Here is a 16,314-nt window from a genome sequence, read left to right on the forward strand (position 1 = left end):
TATGCCAACGCGTAATGCTAGAAACGGAATGTTATTCACGGCTCACGGAACAATGAACATGAAAAACAAAAAGTGGGCTGAAGATTTTTCGCCAATTGACGAAATGGGACACACTTGGGTTGATACCGAATATTCAAAAGCGTATCTTAGACACTTGTTTGCTGCAGATGAATTTTTGGCTAAACAAATTGCAACCATTCACAACTTAGGTTTTTACATGTGGTTAGTACGCGAGGCTAGAAGACAAATTATTGCCGGAACGTTCAGAGAATGGAAAGATAAAATGGTGATTCAAATGAGTCAACGATTATAAATTCAGCCAATGAAAATAATAGATAAATACATTTTAAAACGCTATTTGGTCACTTTTTCGGTGATGTTAATTATGTTTATTCCAATTGGAATTACGATCGACGTTTCAGAAAAAGTAAACAAAATGATTGAAAAGAAAATTCCATTTTTTGATATTTTAGTTTATTATGGAGATTTTACAATATATTTTGCGAACCTTTTATTTCCGATTTTCCTGTTTTTATCTATCATTTGGTTTACTTCTAAATTAGCTAACAATACTGAAATTATTGCGATTTTAAGTTCTGGAATATCATTTTCAAGATTTTTAAGACCTTTTATTTATGGTGCTGTTATTGTTTCTCTTTTTGCTTTATTAATGGGATTCTTTTTGGTGCCAAAAGCAAGTAAAGGATTTAATGATTTTAGATATCAAAACTTAAAAGGAAACTCACAAACCAGAGAGACAGCTGATATTTTCAGACAAATAAAAAAAGAAGGGAAGTTAGAAGAAAATATCTATGTGAGCAATTACAATTATTTATCACAAACAGGTTTCAATTTTACTTTTGAAAAATTTAAGGATAATGTTTTGGTAGAAAAAGTAACAGCTAATCGAATTCGTTACAATGATGTTACAAAGCGTTATACTTTGTTTAACTACAATCAAAGAATTGTTGGAGAAACTAATGATCAGATAATATCAAGTGATAAAATTACGAAACAATACAATTTTGAACCCGATGATTTAACTCCTGTAGTTTATGTTGCTGAAACAATGACGATTGGACAGTTAAATGCTTTTATTAACAAAGAAAGAGAAAGAGGTAATGCAAACATAAATACCTATTTAGTAGTTTTTTATAAGAAATTTAGTTTACCAATTTCTGCATTTATCTTAACTATTATTGCTGTTGCCGTTTCTTCTATGAAGAGAAGAGGTGGAATGGGAGTCAATCTTGCCATCGGAATTGTTATTGCTTTTACTTTTATTTTCTTTGATAAAGTTTTCGGAACTTTAGCTGAAAAATCGAGTATTCCTCCTTTTTTAGCGGTGTGGTTTCCTAACCTAGTTTTCGGAATTTTAGCAGCCTACTTACTTCGCAATGCAAAACGATAACTTAAAAAGCTACTTACATCTTCATGTAATTGTATTTATTTGGGGATTTACCGCCATTCTTGGCAAACTAATTTCGTTAGAAGCCTTAGATTTGGTTTGGTATCGAATGCTTTTTGCTTCAGTCATCATGACTTTTGTTGTGCTTTTTAATAAAGAAAAAGTAAAAGTGCCTTTTAATATACTTGTAGGATTTGTTGTTTCCGGAATTATTATTGCAGCGCATTGGCTTACATTTTATCAAGCTATTAAGGTTTCTAATGTATCGATAACTTTGGCTTGCTTGTCAACGGGTGCTTTTTTTGCCTCCATTTTAGAACCAATTATTCACAAAAGAAAAATTATTTGGTACGAATTGCTTTTCGGTGTAATTGTGGTGGTAGGATTGGGAATTATTTTTAATGTAGAAACTAAATACAAAACTGGAATTTATTTAGCCGTTTCTTCTGCTTTTTTATCGGCTTTATTTTCGGTAATTAATGGGAAATATGCTAAAGAATATGATCCTAATATCATCTCACTTTACGAGTTATCGAGTGGTTTTTTCTTTATCAGTATTTACTTGTTTTTTGCTGGAAGTTTTACGCCTGCTTTCTTTGCATTATCCATTAACGACTTGATTTGGTTATTCTTATTGTCATCTATTTGTACAGCCTATGCTTTTTCGGCATCCGTTAAGGTAATGAAATTTTTGAGTCCGTTTACCGTAATGCTAACCATTAACTTAGAACCCATTTACGGAATCATTTTAGCGTTGCTTATATTTAAGGATGGAGAAGAAATGACACCTTTGTTTTATGTAGGTGCACTTATAATTTTAGCCACTGTTATAGCTAACGGAATTGTAAAAAGTTATAAAAAACTAACAACTAATTAACGATTAGTTTACTAAAGTTAATTGAAAATTTTATCTTTGTAACAACAAACACAAACCCTAATAAACCGATTATGGAATATTTAGATTTTGAATTACCAATTAAAGAGCTTGAAGACCAATTAGATAAATGTCAAATTATTGGTCAAGAATCAGATGTTGATGTGTCTAACACATGTAAGCAAATTGAGAAGAAATTAGAAGAAACTAAGAAAAAAATATACAAAAACCTTACGGCTTGGCAACGTGTACAATTATCACGTCATCCTAATCGTCCATATACATTAGAGTATATTACAAATTTAACTAATGGAACGTTTTTAGAACTTTTTGGAGACAGAGGTTTTAAAGATGACAAAGCGATGGTTGGAGGTTTAGGTCAAATAAACGGTCAATCTTTCATGATTATTGGACAGCAAAAAGGTATTAATACGAAAATGCGCCAATATAGAAACTTCGGGATGGCAAATCCTGAAGGATACAGAAAAGCATTACGTTTAATGAAAATGGCAGAGAAATTCAATATTCCTGTTTTAACATTAATCGACACTCCAGGAGCTTATCCAGGTTTAGAAGCTGAAGAACGAGGTCAAGGTGAAGCTATTGCAAGAAACATTTTCGAAATGGCTCGTTTGAAAACTCCTATTATTTCAATTATTATCGGAGAAGGAGCTTCAGGTGGAGCATTAGGAATTGGAGTAGGAGATAGAGTTTATATGTTAGAAAACACTTGGTACTCTGTAATTTCTCCAGAATCGTGTTCGTCAATCTTATGGAGAAGTTGGGAATATAAAGAACAAGCTGCTGAAGCTTTAAAATTAACTTCATTCGATATGAAAAAACAGAAGTTAATCGACGATATTATTCCAGAACCACTTGGCGGTGCTCACTACGACAAAGAAACTACATTTAAATCGGTTGCTGAGTATGTAACTAAAGCTTTTAATGAGTTAAAAGATTTATCAACAAAAGATTTAGTGGCAAAACGAATGGATAAATATAGCAAAATGGGTGAATTCAAAGAGTAATCACTTGTTTTCAATTATAAATAAAAATCCGAAGCCACAAGTTTCGGATTTTTTTTGGCTTATCAACACTTTTTTTAAGTTATTAACAGTTGGGTATTAAGAACTCAAAACGTTTTTTTGTAAATTTTGGTTAACTTCGCAATATGGAAAATGTCAGAAATATGAACCCGATAAAAGTAGATAAAACTACGATTATCAATTTGGAAAAAGGAAAACTACCTCCTCAGGCGTTAGACCTAGAAGAAGCGGTACTTGGTGCCATGATGATTGATAAAAAAGGGGTAGATGAAGTAATTGATATTTTACAACCAGACGCCTTTTATAAAGACGCACACAAGTACATTTTTGAGGCTATAGTTCAGTTGTTTAACGAAACACAGCCTATCGACTTATTAACCGTTTCGGCTCAATTAAAGAAAAACGGAAAACTAGAACTTTCAGGTGGTGATTTTTACTTGATTCAGTTAACGCAAAAGATATCTTCTTCGGCTCACATTGAGTTTCACTCGCGTATTATTCTTCAAAAATTCATCCAAAGAAGTTTGATTAAAATTTCAAGCGAAATTATTGAAGAATCGTATGATGAATCTACCGATGTGTTTGATTTATTAGATAAAGCGGAATCAAAATTATACGAAGTAACGCAAGGAAATATCAAACGTAGTTCGGAAACTGCACAAAGTTTAGTGATTCAGGCAAAAAAACGCATTGAAGAAATTGCAGGTAAAGAAGGTTTGAGTGGAATTCCAACAGGATTTCACAATTTAGATAAATTAACTTCTGGATGGCAACCTTCGGATTTAATTATTGTGGCTGCTCGTCCCGGTATGGGTAAAACGGCTTTCACCTTATCAATGGCTCGAAATATGGCTATCGATTATGGTGCGCCAGTGGCATTTTTCTCATTAGAGATGTCATCTGTACAGTTAATTACACGTTTGATTTCGTCTGAAACTGGATTGTCATCGGAGAAATTAAGAACCGGAAAATTAGAAAAACACGAATGGGAGCAATTGTCTATCAAAGTGAAAGACTTAGAAAAAGCTCCTTTGTTTATTGATGATACACCATCGTTATCGATTTTTGATTTACGCGCAAAAGCAAGACGTCTTTCATCGCAATATGGTATTAAAATGATTGTAATCGATTACCTTCAATTAATGACCGCTGGTGGAAATGGAAAAGGAGGCGGAAATCGTGAACAAGAAATTTCAACTATTTCGCGAAATTTAAAAGCATTAGCAAAAGAGTTGAACGTTCCGGTAATTGCACTTTCACAGTTATCACGTGCCGTGGAAACTCGTGGTTCTAGTAAACGTCCATTACTTTCCGACTTAAGGGAATCAGGAGCAATTGAGCAAGATGCCGATATCGTATCGTTTATTTACCGTCCAGAATATTATAAAATTGACGAATGGGATGACGAAGAACGTTCGCCAACACAAGGTCAAGCCGAGTTTATCGTAGCAAAACACCGTAATGGTGGTTTAGATAACATTAGATTGAAATTCATTGGTAACTTAGGAAAGTTTGATAATTTAGATGATTTTAGTTCACCTTTCGATGCATTGCCATCAAAAATGAATTTAGACGATAGTAATCCATTTATTACGCCAAATTTACCAACACCAAATGAAGCTTTTGGTAGCACAATGAATTCATATGATGATGATTCAGATGTCCCTTTTTAGGATGAAAAATAGATAAAATAATAAAACAGGCCATCAGCCTGTTTTTTTTATTAATTTTTTTACTACATTTATAATTCAATTATAAAAAACCTCAAAATATGTCAGATTTTACAATTACTCTCGATGAAGCTCAAAAATGGGCAACTTCATGGAGAACCAATCCTCCAGAAGATTTAGCAAAAGGTCATTTAATTCCAGGCGAAGCCTTATCAGAATTATTAGCAACAGAAGGTGTTGTTAATGTGAGAGCTTATATGGGAGTTGACACAACAGGAACACAAAAATTAATGTTTGTAGGCGTTGATGCTGATGGAAAAGATTTAATAGATGCTAATCACTTAATTTATGACAATACACAACCTTGTCCAAAGAATTGTGATCCAACGAGTCCTCTTTATAATCCATAGTAGATAGTATTGAAACCTTCATATTATTTATACATAACGTCAGCAATATTATGCTTACTTTATCTTATAGGCTTTTTCAGGAACGGAAAAGTCTATAAGATTTTTACAATATATCTTGTTGGTGTTCTAGTAATTGATTTTATTAGTTCAAAATTGTATAGCTGGTTCAGAATTTACAATGTTTTTATGCAACATTTTTATGAATTGTTTCAATTTGTAATCTTAAGTTATTTTTTTTCTTTATTGTTAAAAACAAGAGCACAATTATTTACCGTCTATATTATTCTAATTGTACTTCCAATATTTTTATTAGCACGTTATCTTATAGATCCTAATTTGTTTTTTGAATATAATCTATTAGAAACATATTTAACAACAATGCCTTTGATTGTTTATTCAAGTATGCATTTGTATAATAATCTTGGGGAAAAATCAGATTTTTATTATGGTAATCTTGGCTTATTGTTTTATTTATTTACAAGTACTTTTATTTTTTTATTTTACAGATTACTTTCTGTTTTTGATCTTGAAGAAAAAATAAATGATCTGATGGTTAATTTAAACATTACGTTACAATACATAAAATTTGCATTTTTCTTTTATCAGTGGAAATTAATATATTTTAATAAAGATGAACGCAATTAATTTAGAAAATAACGAAATAATCCAAGTGGTATTTTTTATATTACTTGCTTTTATATCCATGTTTTTGGTACTGATTTTATTTTTCTATTTTTCTAGAAAGAAAATCGTTCAAATTGAAGTTGACAAGAAAAATTTAGAAATCGACCATCAAAAAGAACTTCTTAACTCGGTTTTAATTACTCAAGAAGAAGAACGCAAACGCATTGCTCAAGATTTACATGACGATATTAGTTCGAAATTGAATGTCGTTTCTTTAAATAGTCATTTATTAAAAACTCCTAATCTAAACGAAACAGAACAACTTGAAATTACCAATAATATCATTGAATTAACTCAAAAAGCTCTAGAAAATTCCCGTCGCATTGCACACGATTTATTACCACCCGTTTTAGAGAAATTTGGACTTCATGCCGGAATTGAAGAACTCGTAGAAGAGTTTAATAGCACCAAAACTGTTAAAGTTTCTTACAAAAACCAAATTGAATTCGAAAGCTATCCTATTGAAAAACATTTACATATATTTCGTATACTTCAAGAATTGTTAAATAATTCGCTTCGACACGGAAAAGCTACTGAAATTTCAATTCAATTTACTAATTTCGATAACCGAAAAACCTGTACTTATATTGATAACGGATTAGGTTTTGATAGTTCAAGTGAAGAAAATCAAAAAGGTTTGGGAATGAAGAACATTGAAAGTAGAATTAACTTCTTAGGAGGAGATTTCAATTTCACTTCAAAACCAAACAAAGGAGTAAAAATGGTGTTTAATTTCAACTAATGGAAAATAAAATTAAAATTATTTTAGCGGACGATGAAGAGTTATTCAGAAAAGGAATCTATTTCCTGCTTCAGCGCGAGCCTAATTTTGAAATTATTTTCGAAGCTTCTAACGGAAGTGAATTAGTTGAACATTTAAAAACTTCAACAGAACTTCCAGATATTATCATGATGGATTTAAAAATGCCGTTGTTAAATGGAGTGGAAGCAACAAAACTTATTCACAAAGATTTTCCTGCTATTAGAATCATTGCTTTAACAAGTTACAACACTAAATCGTTTATTGCAAATATGATTAACGTTGGTGCAGCATCGTATTTGGTTAAGAACGCTTCGCCAGTAGATATGATTAAAACTGTTAACGAAGTAGCACAAAAAGGTTTTTACTATAATGAAATCGTGATGGAAGTAATTCATCAAAACATGATTTCAAATGCATCTTCGAGAACTGTTTTAGATGAAGATTTTTTAACAGAAAGAGAAAAAGAAGTATTGGAATTAATTTGTAAACAATACAGTTCGGCTGAAATTGGAGAAATGCTAAGCCTAAGCACGAGAACAGTAGATGGCCATAGAAACAACCTTTTGCTAAAAACAAATTCTAAGAATATGGCAGGATTAGTCATTTTTGCCATTCAAAATAAAATCATCAACTTAGAAGATTCTAATAATGATATTGAATCTTAATTTGTTTTTTTAATACTGCAAATTAATAAGTTCTACAGAATTGAAAAACTAAAACAAAATACACCAGGATAGTTATAATAAGTACTATATATCCGATTCTTTTTAACAATTTCATTTCTTTCGAGTTTATTAACGATAAATTACTACTGTTTGTGTTCATCTTTTCTATTATTTTGATACATGTCAAAACTAAAGCAAAAAATATTCCTGTGTAAGAGTAAAAATACCTGATTTTCAAATCAGGTATTTTTACGGGGGTAACCAGGTATTTTTACGGGGGTAGTACTTTAACATTTCTGTAAATGATATTTCAGAGAAATGTTTTAAATTAGTCGATTATCTAATTAACCATGAAAATTAAAGGTTTAAACCTATATATTATATTGTTTTTGCTTTGCTCTTTTTCGAGTAGAGCGTCGTTTGTATTGTTGCCAATGGAAGCCGAAGGGCAACAAAATCACTTAAAAGCATACGGAATTACCTATTGGGCTTTAGATAAAAGTTACAAAGTAAGTTGGTTGTTAAATTATAGAGGCGGTTCCTTTTTATTGCCAGACGCTCCCGAAATTAGAAAAGAATGTCAAATTAGAGGCGTAACTTTTGAAGTATTATCGGATGCAGCAACGAATTCAATTTTAGAAGATATCAGTTCGCCATCACAAAATATGGAAACGGTAGTTTTGGAGAAAGCACCTAAAATTGCAGTTTATACGCCTAAAGGCAAACAACCTTGGGACGATGCAGTAACTATGGTGTTAACGTATGCCGAAATTCCTTACACCGAAATTTACGATGAAGAAGTGTTGTCTGATCAATTATTGTTATATGATTGGTTGCATTTGCATCACGAAGATTTTACCGGACAATATGGGAAGTTTTTTGGAAATTACAGAAGTACTCCTTGGTACATCCAACAAAAAGCTGATGCGGAAGCCTTGGCTAAAAAGTTAGGCTACAATAAAGTTTCAGAAGAAAAGCTGGCAGTTGCAAAAAAAATCAGAGATTTCGTAATTGGTGGTGGCTTCATGTTTGCGATGTGTTCGGCAACTGATAGTTTTGATATTGCGCTGTCAGCAGAAGGTGTTGATATTTGCGAACCTATGTTTGATGGTGACGATTCAGAAGCTAATTATCAAACTCGTATTGATTACAATAGTACGTTTGCTTTTAAGGACTATAAATTAGAACGTAATCCGATGGTTTATGAATTTTCCGATATCGATACTACGGAACAACACGGAAAAGGCGCTTTTTCTATGGATAAAGATTACTTCACTTTGATGGAATATTCTGCTAAATGGGATCCAATTCCAACGATGTTATGCCAAAATCATACGCAATTGGTAAAAGGTTTCATGGGACAAACCACTGCTTTTGATGCAGAGAAAATCAAATCCAACGTTTTAGTGATGGGAGAATGTAAAATCAACGGAGAAGCAAGATACATTCATGGAACCAAAGGAAAAGGAATGTTTACGTTTTACGGAGGTCACGATCCAGAAGATTACCAACATAGAGTAGGAGATGCCCCAACGGTTTTAGATTTACATCCAAACTCTCCAGGCTATCGTTTGATTTTAAATAACGTATTGTTTCCAGCGGCTAGAAAGAAAAAACTAAAAACCTAATTCCTATGGAAAACAAATATTTATTTTCTTTTGTTATTAGTCTATTTGGATTATTTTTTTTAGTTTTCAATACGATTCTTTTTTTGAGAAATAGTCAGATTAAAAAACAAATTTCAAAAGTTTTATTAATTTATTTAGTTACTCTTTCTATTATTGAAGTAGCTTGTCATATTATTGGAATATTGCAACCCAATTCTAATTTCTTTATATCCCACTTTTATTTCATTTTTCAATTTACTTTTTTGAGTTATCTCTATCATAAACTTATTGGAAGTAATTTTATAAGTAAAATTATCTTGTCTGTTTATCTAATTCAAATGACGATTTTAGCAGTCATGTACATTTTTGACCCGAGTTTGTTTTGGAGATTTAATGAATACGAAATTATAGCAACATCCTTTATTTTAGTTGTATATGCTTTTTATTTCATTTATAAAGAAATGGATAAGGTACATTATTACTATAATTTTTCAATTGGATTGATTTTATACCTTCTTTGTAGTGTGTCTATTTTTCTTTATGGGAATCTAGAATTAGTTTTAATTGAAAATCCTCATATTGATATCTGGATTTTCAATACCGTTTTTTATATCATATTTCAATTTATGATATTTAGAGAATATGCTTTTTTTACTTCTAAATTACATAAAAACGATAATGAAGAAGATGATGTTTTATTAGGTGATTTATAAAAGGAATTAACTTTTGAGGATATCCTTAATAATCATCCTATGATGTTTGGTGTGCAATACTAAAAAGTGCTCCGTTTCCTTTTTATTTAAAACTCCAAAAAACGGATGCGGAAAATGAGCATTTTTATCCAAACTTTTCCAATTTTTTATATTTTCTCTTACGCTTTCTAAACTTAAAGCCAAAGTTTCAGGAGAAATTTCACCTTCAGGTCTTACAATCTTGGGAGCTTTAGCTTTTCCTCTCGGAATTTTTTTTGCCACAGACATAATTAGAAATCGATTAAAATTAAAATGCCATTGGTATTCCGTTGGGTTCGAATGTTTACAAGCCGTAACAATTTGGTCAATCGTTTTTAAACTATGCGCAATATGCCAACCCACACTTCCCGAAGAAACCGCTAAATTCACCTTGTCAAAAGACGAAATATCTGATTGTAATTTGTCTAAAAGCTTGTGTAATTCTTGCATAATGTTATTTGTTAATGTATTACTCTTACCGTCACTTCGAGTGTTTTGTATTTGTAAATCCTAAGATTTATAAATGCAAAATGTATCGAGAACTATAGAAACGCTTTAAATCCTTTCACCTTTTACCTAATACCTTTTTAAGATACGAAAGTAACCGTGAAATTTGTCAAGCTGAATTTGTTTCAGCTTCTCAAAGTAGATTCCGAAACAAGTTCGGAATGACAAAAAGTGTTATTTCTATTCCTTAAACGTCCAAAACAAAATTCTACTCACTTTATTCCCATGTTTCATTTCCACAATTTGGTACGTAGCTTTTACTTTTTTAAGATGCGAAAGCAACGGTTTCAAATTATCCTTTTTAGAAACTAAGGATGAAAACCATTTGACTTGCGTTTTAAAATGCACACTTTCATAAATCATATTGCTGATGAAAGTGAGTTCGCCACCTTCGCACCAAAGTTCTGAATTTACGCCACCAAAGTTCAATGTTGGTTTTTTCGAATCTTCAATCCCTAAGTTTTTATTTTTTCGAATCGTGCCTTTATTTGCCTCTTCTTTCGAACTATGGAAAGGCGGATTACAAATCGTCATATCAAATTGATCTTCTGGAAGAATGATATTCTTGAAAATGTTTCGTTTTGAAGTTTGCAATCGCAAAACAACGTTTTCTTTTAATTTCTGATTCGAATTGATATTTTCCTGAGCTGCTTCAAAAGCTTGTTTGTCAATTTCACTTCCCACAAAACGCCAATCGTATTCTGAAACACCAATAATCGGATAAATACAATTCGCTCCAATTCCGACATCTAAAATGCGAATTTTATGCTTGGTTTGAATCGTTCCATACGTATCTGCTAAAACATCGGCAACTTGATGAATGTATTCTGCGCGTCCAGGAATAGGCGGACAAAGAAATCCTTTTGGAATATCCCAATTTTTCAAACCATAATAGTGAAACAACAACGCTTTGTTCAACATTTTCACCGCATCAGGATTCGCAAAATCAATCGTTTCGGTGCCAAATTCATTTACCGCAACAAATGGCGCTAAATCAGGATTAGCCGCAATTAGAGTTTTAAAATCGTAATTGCCGTGGTGTTTGTTTTTCGGATGAAAGCCGGTGATGGTTTTGGTAGTGTTCAAAGTATTGTTTTTAAAGTGTAAAGGTATTGAATTCTGGGGAATAATAAATGAATGCGTTTTGGAAAGGTTTTTAATGTTTTGAATTAAATTTCTTATATTTGAATTATTACAATTATAGAGTTTTATGTATGTGATTATATGAACGAGATAGAAGTAATTTTTGCCAAAATCAAACTTAAAAAAAGAAAACCCTCAAATAGATGAAAATATTTATATCTCATTCTTCCGCAAATAAAGATTACGGTAATGCATTAGTTGAGTTGCTCAGAGGAATTGGAATAACTGAAGATGAAATAGTTTTTACAAGTAATACTGCTTATGGAATTCCAATAGGGCAGAATATATTTAATTGGTTGAAATCTCAAATTACCGAGAAACCGTTTGTAATATATTTACTTTCAAAAGAATATTATTCAAGTATTGCATGTCTGAATGAAATGGGTGCGGCATGGGTAATTGAAAATGAACACGCAATGTTATTCACTCCGAATTTTGATCTTTCAAGTAAGGAGTTTAGAGAAGGTGCTATTGATCCAAGAGAAATTGGCTTTTATATAAATGACGAGGAAAGATTACTGTCATTTATCCAACACTTAGAAGCATATTTTAATATTTCAAAAAAATCAGTTATTATTAATCAAAAAGTTAAAAAGTATTTATCTGAAATTGAATCCATAGTTAGAGAATCTTCGAAGGCAACTAATCTTCTTAAGTTACCAACAACTGATAAACCGAAAGAAGTTGAGGTCAAAACTCCTGTTATCAATGAAAATAATATTGAGAAAACTGCCATTGAATTAAAAAGGGAGATTGAAAATAATGATGATTTATATTCAAAATTTTTAAATGATATTTTGTCTGGCAAATTAAAAGATGAGGAATTAATCTTAATTCATTATTTAAATGATACTGGTCGAGGTAAGCTTATGATTGGTTGGCAAGAGCATATTGAGGTTAACAATATTAAAGATTGGGAGGATATTAAAGAAATTGATAATATTTTGTCTAACAAATATGAATCTGCGGTTAGAAAAATTGGATTAAGAGGTTTCACAGAAGTTTCTGCAGTAACAAGTGGTGGAAATGCGAAAGAAGTTAAATTAAAAGCTGAAATTGAATCGAACATTATTGATTTACCGAAAGAAATTCTAGATTTTATAACATCATATTTGAAAAAAATCCCAGCAAAGCCGAAGAAAGATTTGTGGGAAGATGAAGGATTACCATTTTAAAAGAATAAACCCGATAGCGCGGAATTGCATTCCGTGCCCACAATCAAAACAACATCAAATAAAAAACCCCGATTTTCATCGGGGTTTAATATATAAGTAAGATAAACTGAGTTAGACGTAATTATTTAATTTTGTTAACGATAGCTGTGAAAGCAGCTGGGTGGTTCATAGCTAAATCAGCAAGAACTTTACGGTTCAATTCGATATTGTTAGCTTTTACTTTCCCCATAAATTGAGAATAACTCATACCATGTAAACGTGCACCAGCATTGATACGCGTAATCCATAAAGCACGGAAATTTCTTTTATTTTGTTTTCTATCACGGTAAGCATAAACCATTGCTTTTTCTACCGCGTTTTTAGCTACAGTCCAAACGTTTTTACGTCTTCCAAAGAAACCTTTGGCTTGTTTTAATACTCTTTTTTTTCTAGCTTTAGTAGCTACTGAATTTGTTGCTCTTGGCATAATTTTAAATGTTTTTTGCAGTAAGGCGGTTTCTCAACACTTATAAACTTCGTACTTTGTATTTCATACTTCGTACTTCGTTCAGCCCACTCCAGGGTTACTAAATTGTTTTAACCAACAACGATTAAATTAAATTTAATTGTTGTTTAATGCTTCTCTCATCTGTTGGGTGAACCAATGTAGAGTGAGTTAAAGCTAATTTACGCTTTTTAGATTTTTTAGTCAAAATGTGACTTTTAAAAGCGTGTTTTCTTTTGATCTTTCCAGAACCAGTAACTTTGAATCGTTTCTTAGCACTAGATTTTGTTTTCATTTTAGGCATTTTCTTCCTGTATTTATAATCTATCTTACTTATTATTTTTCAAAAGAGTTTGCTGGGCAATCTCTTATTTTCCTTTTTTCTTCGGAGCAATGTACATAATCATACGTTTTCCTTCTAAAACTGGCATCGCTTCTACTTTTCCAAACTCTTCCAATTCTTGAGCCAAACGTAATAATAAAATTTGTCCTTGCTCTTTGTAGATAATCGAACGTCCTTTGAAGAATACAAATGCTTTTAATTTAGCACCATCTTGTAAAAATTTAAGGGCATTCTTTTTCTTAAATTCATAATCATGCTCATCTGTTTGAGGTCCAAAACGAATCTCTTTAATTACAATCTGAGTAGATTTTGCTTTAAGTTCTTTATCTCTCTTCTTTTGTTGGTACAAAAACTTACCATAATCCATCAATTTACAAACGGGTGGCTCAGCATTTGGAGAAATTTCTACCAAATCAACTTCTTGCTCTTCAGCTAAACGAAGGGCTTCCGCTATTTTGTAAACTCCAGGCTCAATGTTTTCGCCTACTAAACGTACTTCAGGAACACGAATCAAATTGTTGATACGGTGCGCTGCTTTTTTCTCTTCGCGAGGTTGAAAACCTCTGTTGTTTCTAATTGCTATGGCTTTAAGATTTTAGTTAAACTTAAAATTGTTTTAATGTTTTATTGATTTCTTCGTTTATCATTGCAGCAAATTGCTCAATAGTAACCGATATATTTCCTTTTCCTTCTTGTCCGCGTTGTCTCACAGAAATGGTTCCGTTTTTCTCTTCTTCCTCGCCAACAATCAGCATAAACGGATATTTATTCATTTCCGCTTCTCTAATTTTCTTACCGATTGTTTCGTTTCGGTTGTCAATTAGGGCGCGAATTTCGTGATTTTCTAGCAAATCTAAAACTTTTTTCGCATAATTTTCATATTTCTCACTCAAAGACAAGATTATAGCTTGCTCTGGCATCAACCAAATTGGGAAATTTCCTGCCGTGTGTTCCAATAAAATAGCGATAAAACGTTCCATCGAACCAAAAGGTGCTCGGTGAATCATAACTGGGCGATGTAACTTGTCATCCGCACCTTTATAAGACAATTCAAAACGCTCTGGTAAATTGTAATCTACCTGAATGGTTCCTAATTGCCAACTTCTGCCTAAAGCATCTTTTACCATGAAATCCAATTTCGGACCATAGAAAGCGGCTTCACCAGATTCAATCACATAATTCAATCCTTTATCTTTCGCTGCACTGATAATTGCATTTTCTGCTTTTTCCCAGTTTTCAACGCTACCTATATATTTATCCGGATTGTCTAAATCACGAACCGATACTTGAGCCGTAAAGTTTTCAAATCCTAACGAACCAAAAACGTACAATACCAAGTCGATTACATTTTTGAACTCAGCATCTAATTGATCAGGCGTACAGAAAATATGCGCATCATCTTGAGTAAATCCTCTAACACGAGTCAATCCATGTAATTCACCCGATTGCTCATAACGATACACTGTTCCAAATTCTGCATAACGCTTAGGTAAATCTTTGTATGACCAAGGTCTTGCATTGTAAATCTCACAGTGGTGTGGACAGTTCATTGGTTTTAACAAGAACTCTTCGCCTTCTGCTGGAGTATGAATTGGTTGGAAACTATCCGCACCATATTTAGCATAGTGTCCAGAAGTTACATACAAGTCTTTCATCCCAATATGAGGCGTAACTACTTGTTCGTAACCTGCTTTTTTCTGCGCTTTTTTTAAGAATTGTTCTAATCTATCGCGCAAAGCAGCTCCTTTTGGCAACCATAAAGGTAAACCTTGACCTACTTTTTGTGAAAAATGGAATAATTCTAATTCTTTTCCTAATTTTCTATGGTCGCGACGTTTTGCTTCTTCTAATAATTCTAAATAATCGGTTAAGTCTTTTTGTTTTGGGAACGAAATTCCGTAAACACGAGTTAACTGCTTGTTCTTTTCATCACCTCTCCAGTAAGCTCCTGCTACCGATAAAATTTTCATCGCTTTGATAATACCTGTATTCGGAATATGACCACCACGACACAAATCGAAGAAATTCGAATGATCGCAAAACGTAATCGTTCCGTCTTCTAAATTCGAAATTAATTCAGTTTTGTACTCGTTATTTTTATAAACTTCCAATGCTTCCGCTTTTGAAACCGGACGCATTTTAAATTCATGCTTCTCTCTCGAAATTTCTAACACACGGTCTTCAATCTTTTTAAAATCCGCATCTGTAATTTTTTTATCACCAAAATCTACGTCGTAATAAAAACCATTATCAATCGCAGGTCCAAGTGTTAATTTAATACCAGGAAACATTTCTTCCAATGTTTGCGCCATTACGTGCGAAGTCGAATGCCAAAAAGCTTTTTTACCTTCTTTGTCATTCCAAGTATATAATATAAGTGTACCGTCCGTCGTTAAGGTCGTCGTCGTTTCAATAGTGGTACCATTATAGGAAGCCGAAATCACGTTTCTAGCCAAACCTTCACTAATGCTTTTCGCAACATCCATTGGAGTAACTCCTTGAGCCATCTCCTTAACCGACCCGTCGGGTAAAGTAACTTTTATCATTTTTTAAAATTTATAAGTTGCAAATATAAACCTTTAATAAAATCCATACAATATATATAAGGTATAATGTTAAAAAAGATTAGAAGCACACGTTAGTATTCCATTAAACGTTCAGTCCCGCTGTCCGCTATATCTTTTACAAACCTGAGGGGTTTATAAAAGGATGCCACTCCCATCGGGGCTAGTTAAGACGTTTGCTATTCCAGATAACTATTCCACAGGCTCGCCAATCGAGCAACACTTTGCTCTTGAACTTGC

18 protein-coding genes are annotated in these 16,314 nt (G+C 32.4%); 12 read left to right on the forward strand and 6 right to left on the reverse strand.

Annotated features, from left to right (window positions below; translation table 11 throughout):
- The 11 genes from LDL23_RS09490 to LDL23_RS09540 form a co-directional block, all read left to right on the forward strand.
- Positions 1-313, forward strand: a 313-nt coding sequence (locus LDL23_RS09490; protein ID WP_291265476.1) for a tRNA-guanine transglycosylase, incomplete at its 5' end; no start/stop codon positions are given.
- Positions 314-322: 9 nt separating this feature from the next.
- A complete protein-coding gene (locus tag LDL23_RS09495; RefSeq protein ID WP_291265477.1) occupies positions 323-1,411 on the forward strand; it encodes an LptF/LptG family permease in 1,089 nt (362 codons plus the stop codon).
- Positions 1,398-2,285, forward strand: a complete 888-nt coding sequence (locus LDL23_RS09500; RefSeq protein ID WP_291265478.1) for a DMT family transporter — start codon at positions 1,398-1,400, stop codon at positions 2,283-2,285. The genes LDL23_RS09495 and LDL23_RS09500 overlap by 14 nt, the downstream gene beginning before the upstream one ends.
- A gap of 71 nt (positions 2,286-2,356) precedes the next feature.
- The gene (locus LDL23_RS09505; protein WP_291265479.1) at positions 2,357-3,310 is read left to right on the forward strand and encodes an acetyl-CoA carboxylase carboxyltransferase subunit alpha; all 954 of its coding nucleotides are present in this window, start codon (positions 2,357-2,359) and stop codon (positions 3,308-3,310) included.
- A gap of 143 nt (positions 3,311-3,453) precedes the next feature.
- Entirely contained in the window at positions 3,454-5,001 is a 1,548-nt protein-coding gene (dnaB, locus tag LDL23_RS09510; RefSeq protein ID WP_026726137.1) for a replicative DNA helicase, read from the forward strand.
- 98 nt (positions 5,002-5,099) lie between these two features.
- Positions 5,100-5,408 carry a hypothetical protein gene (locus LDL23_RS09515; protein WP_291265480.1) on the forward strand — a complete coding sequence of 103 codons (309 nt, stop codon included), beginning with the start codon at positions 5,100-5,102 and terminating at the stop codon, positions 5,406-5,408.
- A gap of 186 nt (positions 5,409-5,594) precedes the next feature.
- On the forward strand, positions 5,595-6,053 hold the full coding sequence (locus tag LDL23_RS09520) for a hypothetical protein (protein ID WP_291265481.1): 459 nt from the start codon (positions 5,595-5,597) through the stop codon (positions 6,051-6,053).
- A complete protein-coding gene (locus LDL23_RS09525) occupies positions 6,040-6,834 on the forward strand; it encodes a sensor histidine kinase (RefSeq protein ID WP_291265482.1) in 795 nt (264 codons plus the stop codon). The genes LDL23_RS09520 and LDL23_RS09525 overlap by 14 nt, the downstream gene beginning before the upstream one ends.
- Positions 6,834-7,520 (forward strand): response regulator transcription factor, encoded by a 687-nt coding sequence (locus tag LDL23_RS09530; RefSeq protein ID WP_291265483.1) that lies wholly within the window; start codon positions 6,834-6,836, stop codon positions 7,518-7,520. Before LDL23_RS09525 ends, LDL23_RS09530 begins: the two co-directional genes overlap by 1 nt.
- Before the next feature lie 350 nt (positions 7,521-7,870).
- Complete coding sequence (locus tag LDL23_RS09535; protein ID WP_291265484.1) at positions 7,871-9,148, forward strand: asparagine synthetase B; 1,278 nt, start codon at positions 7,871-7,873, stop codon at positions 9,146-9,148.
- Between the two features lie 5 nt (positions 9,149-9,153).
- On the forward strand, positions 9,154-9,840 hold the full coding sequence (locus LDL23_RS09540) for a hypothetical protein (protein WP_291265485.1): 687 nt from the start codon (positions 9,154-9,156) through the stop codon (positions 9,838-9,840).
- 6 nt (positions 9,841-9,846) lie between these two features.
- Here the strand turns inward: LDL23_RS09540 and LDL23_RS09545 are convergent, their stop codons facing one another.
- Complete coding sequence (locus LDL23_RS09545) at positions 9,847-10,308, reverse strand: DUF1569 domain-containing protein (RefSeq protein WP_291265486.1); 462 nt, start codon at positions 10,306-10,308, stop codon at positions 9,847-9,849.
- A 237-nt stretch (positions 10,309-10,545) separates the two neighbouring features.
- Positions 10,546-11,451, reverse strand: a complete 906-nt coding sequence (rlmF, locus tag LDL23_RS09550; RefSeq protein ID WP_291265487.1) for a 23S rRNA (adenine(1618)-N(6))-methyltransferase RlmF — start codon at positions 11,449-11,451, stop codon at positions 10,546-10,548.
- Positions 11,452-11,651: 200 nt separating this feature from the next.
- Between rlmF and LDL23_RS09555 the strand changes: the two genes are divergently transcribed.
- On the forward strand, positions 11,652-12,683 hold the full coding sequence (locus LDL23_RS09555) for a toll/interleukin-1 receptor domain-containing protein (protein ID WP_291265488.1): 1,032 nt from the start codon (positions 11,652-11,654) through the stop codon (positions 12,681-12,683).
- 121 nt (positions 12,684-12,804) lie between these two features.
- Here the strand turns inward: LDL23_RS09555 and rplT are convergent, their stop codons facing one another.
- The 4 genes from rplT to thrS all read right to left on the reverse strand — a co-directional run bounded on the left by rplT (position 12,805) and on the right by thrS (position 16,056).
- Positions 12,805-13,149, reverse strand: coding sequence for a 50S ribosomal protein L20 (gene rplT / locus LDL23_RS09560; protein ID WP_073585368.1), 345 nt, complete (start codon positions 13,147-13,149; stop codon positions 12,805-12,807).
- 124 nt (positions 13,150-13,273) lie between these two features.
- Entirely contained in the window at positions 13,274-13,471 is a 198-nt protein-coding gene (gene rpmI, locus LDL23_RS09565; protein WP_194097101.1) for a 50S ribosomal protein L35, read from the reverse strand.
- 64 nt (positions 13,472-13,535) lie between these two features.
- Positions 13,536-14,087: a translation initiation factor IF-3 gene (gene infC, locus LDL23_RS09570; RefSeq protein ID WP_262510486.1), complete on the reverse strand. Its 552-nt coding sequence runs from the start codon at positions 14,085-14,087 to the stop codon at positions 13,536-13,538.
- 28 nt (positions 14,088-14,115) lie between these two features.
- Positions 14,116-16,056 carry a threonine--tRNA ligase gene (gene thrS / locus LDL23_RS09575; protein ID WP_291265489.1) on the reverse strand — a complete coding sequence of 647 codons (1,941 nt, stop codon included), beginning with the start codon at positions 16,054-16,056 and terminating at the stop codon, positions 14,116-14,118.
- Between the last annotated feature and the right edge of the window lie 258 nt (positions 16,057-16,314).

It is taken from the genome of Flavobacterium sp. (genome assembly GCF_020217025.1).
GTDB lineage: Bacteria > Bacteroidota > Bacteroidia > Flavobacteriales > Flavobacteriaceae > Flavobacterium.

What these genes read in the sequence shown, in the direction of transcription:
- LDL23_RS09495 (WP_291265477.1), top strand. Translation starts at nt 323, where the DNA reads ATGAAAATAATAGATAAATACATTTTAAAACGCTATTTGGTCACTTTT.
- LDL23_RS09500 (WP_291265478.1), top strand. Translation starts at nt 1,398, where the DNA reads ATGCAAAACGATAACTTAAAAAGCTACTTACATCTTCATGTAATTGTA.
- LDL23_RS09505 (WP_291265479.1), top strand. Translation starts at nt 2,357, where the DNA reads ATGGAATATTTAGATTTTGAATTACCAATTAAAGAGCTTGAAGACCAA.
- dnaB (WP_026726137.1), top strand. Translation starts at nt 3,454, where the DNA reads ATGGAAAATGTCAGAAATATGAACCCGATAAAAGTAGATAAAACTACG.
- LDL23_RS09515 (WP_291265480.1), top strand. Translation starts at nt 5,100, where the DNA reads ATGTCAGATTTTACAATTACTCTCGATGAAGCTCAAAAATGGGCAACT.
- LDL23_RS09520 (WP_291265481.1), top strand. Translation starts at nt 5,595, where the DNA reads ATGCAACATTTTTATGAATTGTTTCAATTTGTAATCTTAAGTTATTTT.
- LDL23_RS09525 (WP_291265482.1), top strand. Translation starts at nt 6,040, where the DNA reads ATGAACGCAATTAATTTAGAAAATAACGAAATAATCCAAGTGGTATTT.
- LDL23_RS09530 (WP_291265483.1), top strand. Translation starts at nt 6,834, where the DNA reads ATGGAAAATAAAATTAAAATTATTTTAGCGGACGATGAAGAGTTATTC.
- LDL23_RS09535 (WP_291265484.1), top strand. Translation starts at nt 7,871, where the DNA reads ATGAAAATTAAAGGTTTAAACCTATATATTATATTGTTTTTGCTTTGC.
- LDL23_RS09540 (WP_291265485.1), top strand. Translation starts at nt 9,154, where the DNA reads ATGGAAAACAAATATTTATTTTCTTTTGTTATTAGTCTATTTGGATTA.
- LDL23_RS09545 (WP_291265486.1), bottom strand. Translation starts at nt 10,308, where the DNA reads ATGCAAGAATTACACAAGCTTTTAGACAAATTACAATCAGATATTTCG.
- LDL23_RS09555 (WP_291265488.1), top strand. Translation starts at nt 11,652, where the DNA reads ATGAAAATATTTATATCTCATTCTTCCGCAAATAAAGATTACGGTAAT.
- rplT (WP_073585368.1), bottom strand. Translation starts at nt 13,149, where the DNA reads ATGCCAAGAGCAACAAATTCAGTAGCTACTAAAGCTAGAAAAAAAAGA.
- rpmI (WP_194097101.1), bottom strand. Translation starts at nt 13,471, where the DNA reads ATGCCTAAAATGAAAACAAAATCTAGTGCTAAGAAACGATTCAAAGTT.
- thrS (WP_291265489.1), bottom strand. Translation starts at nt 16,056, where the DNA reads ATGATAAAAGTTACTTTACCCGACGGGTCGGTTAAGGAGATGGCTCAA.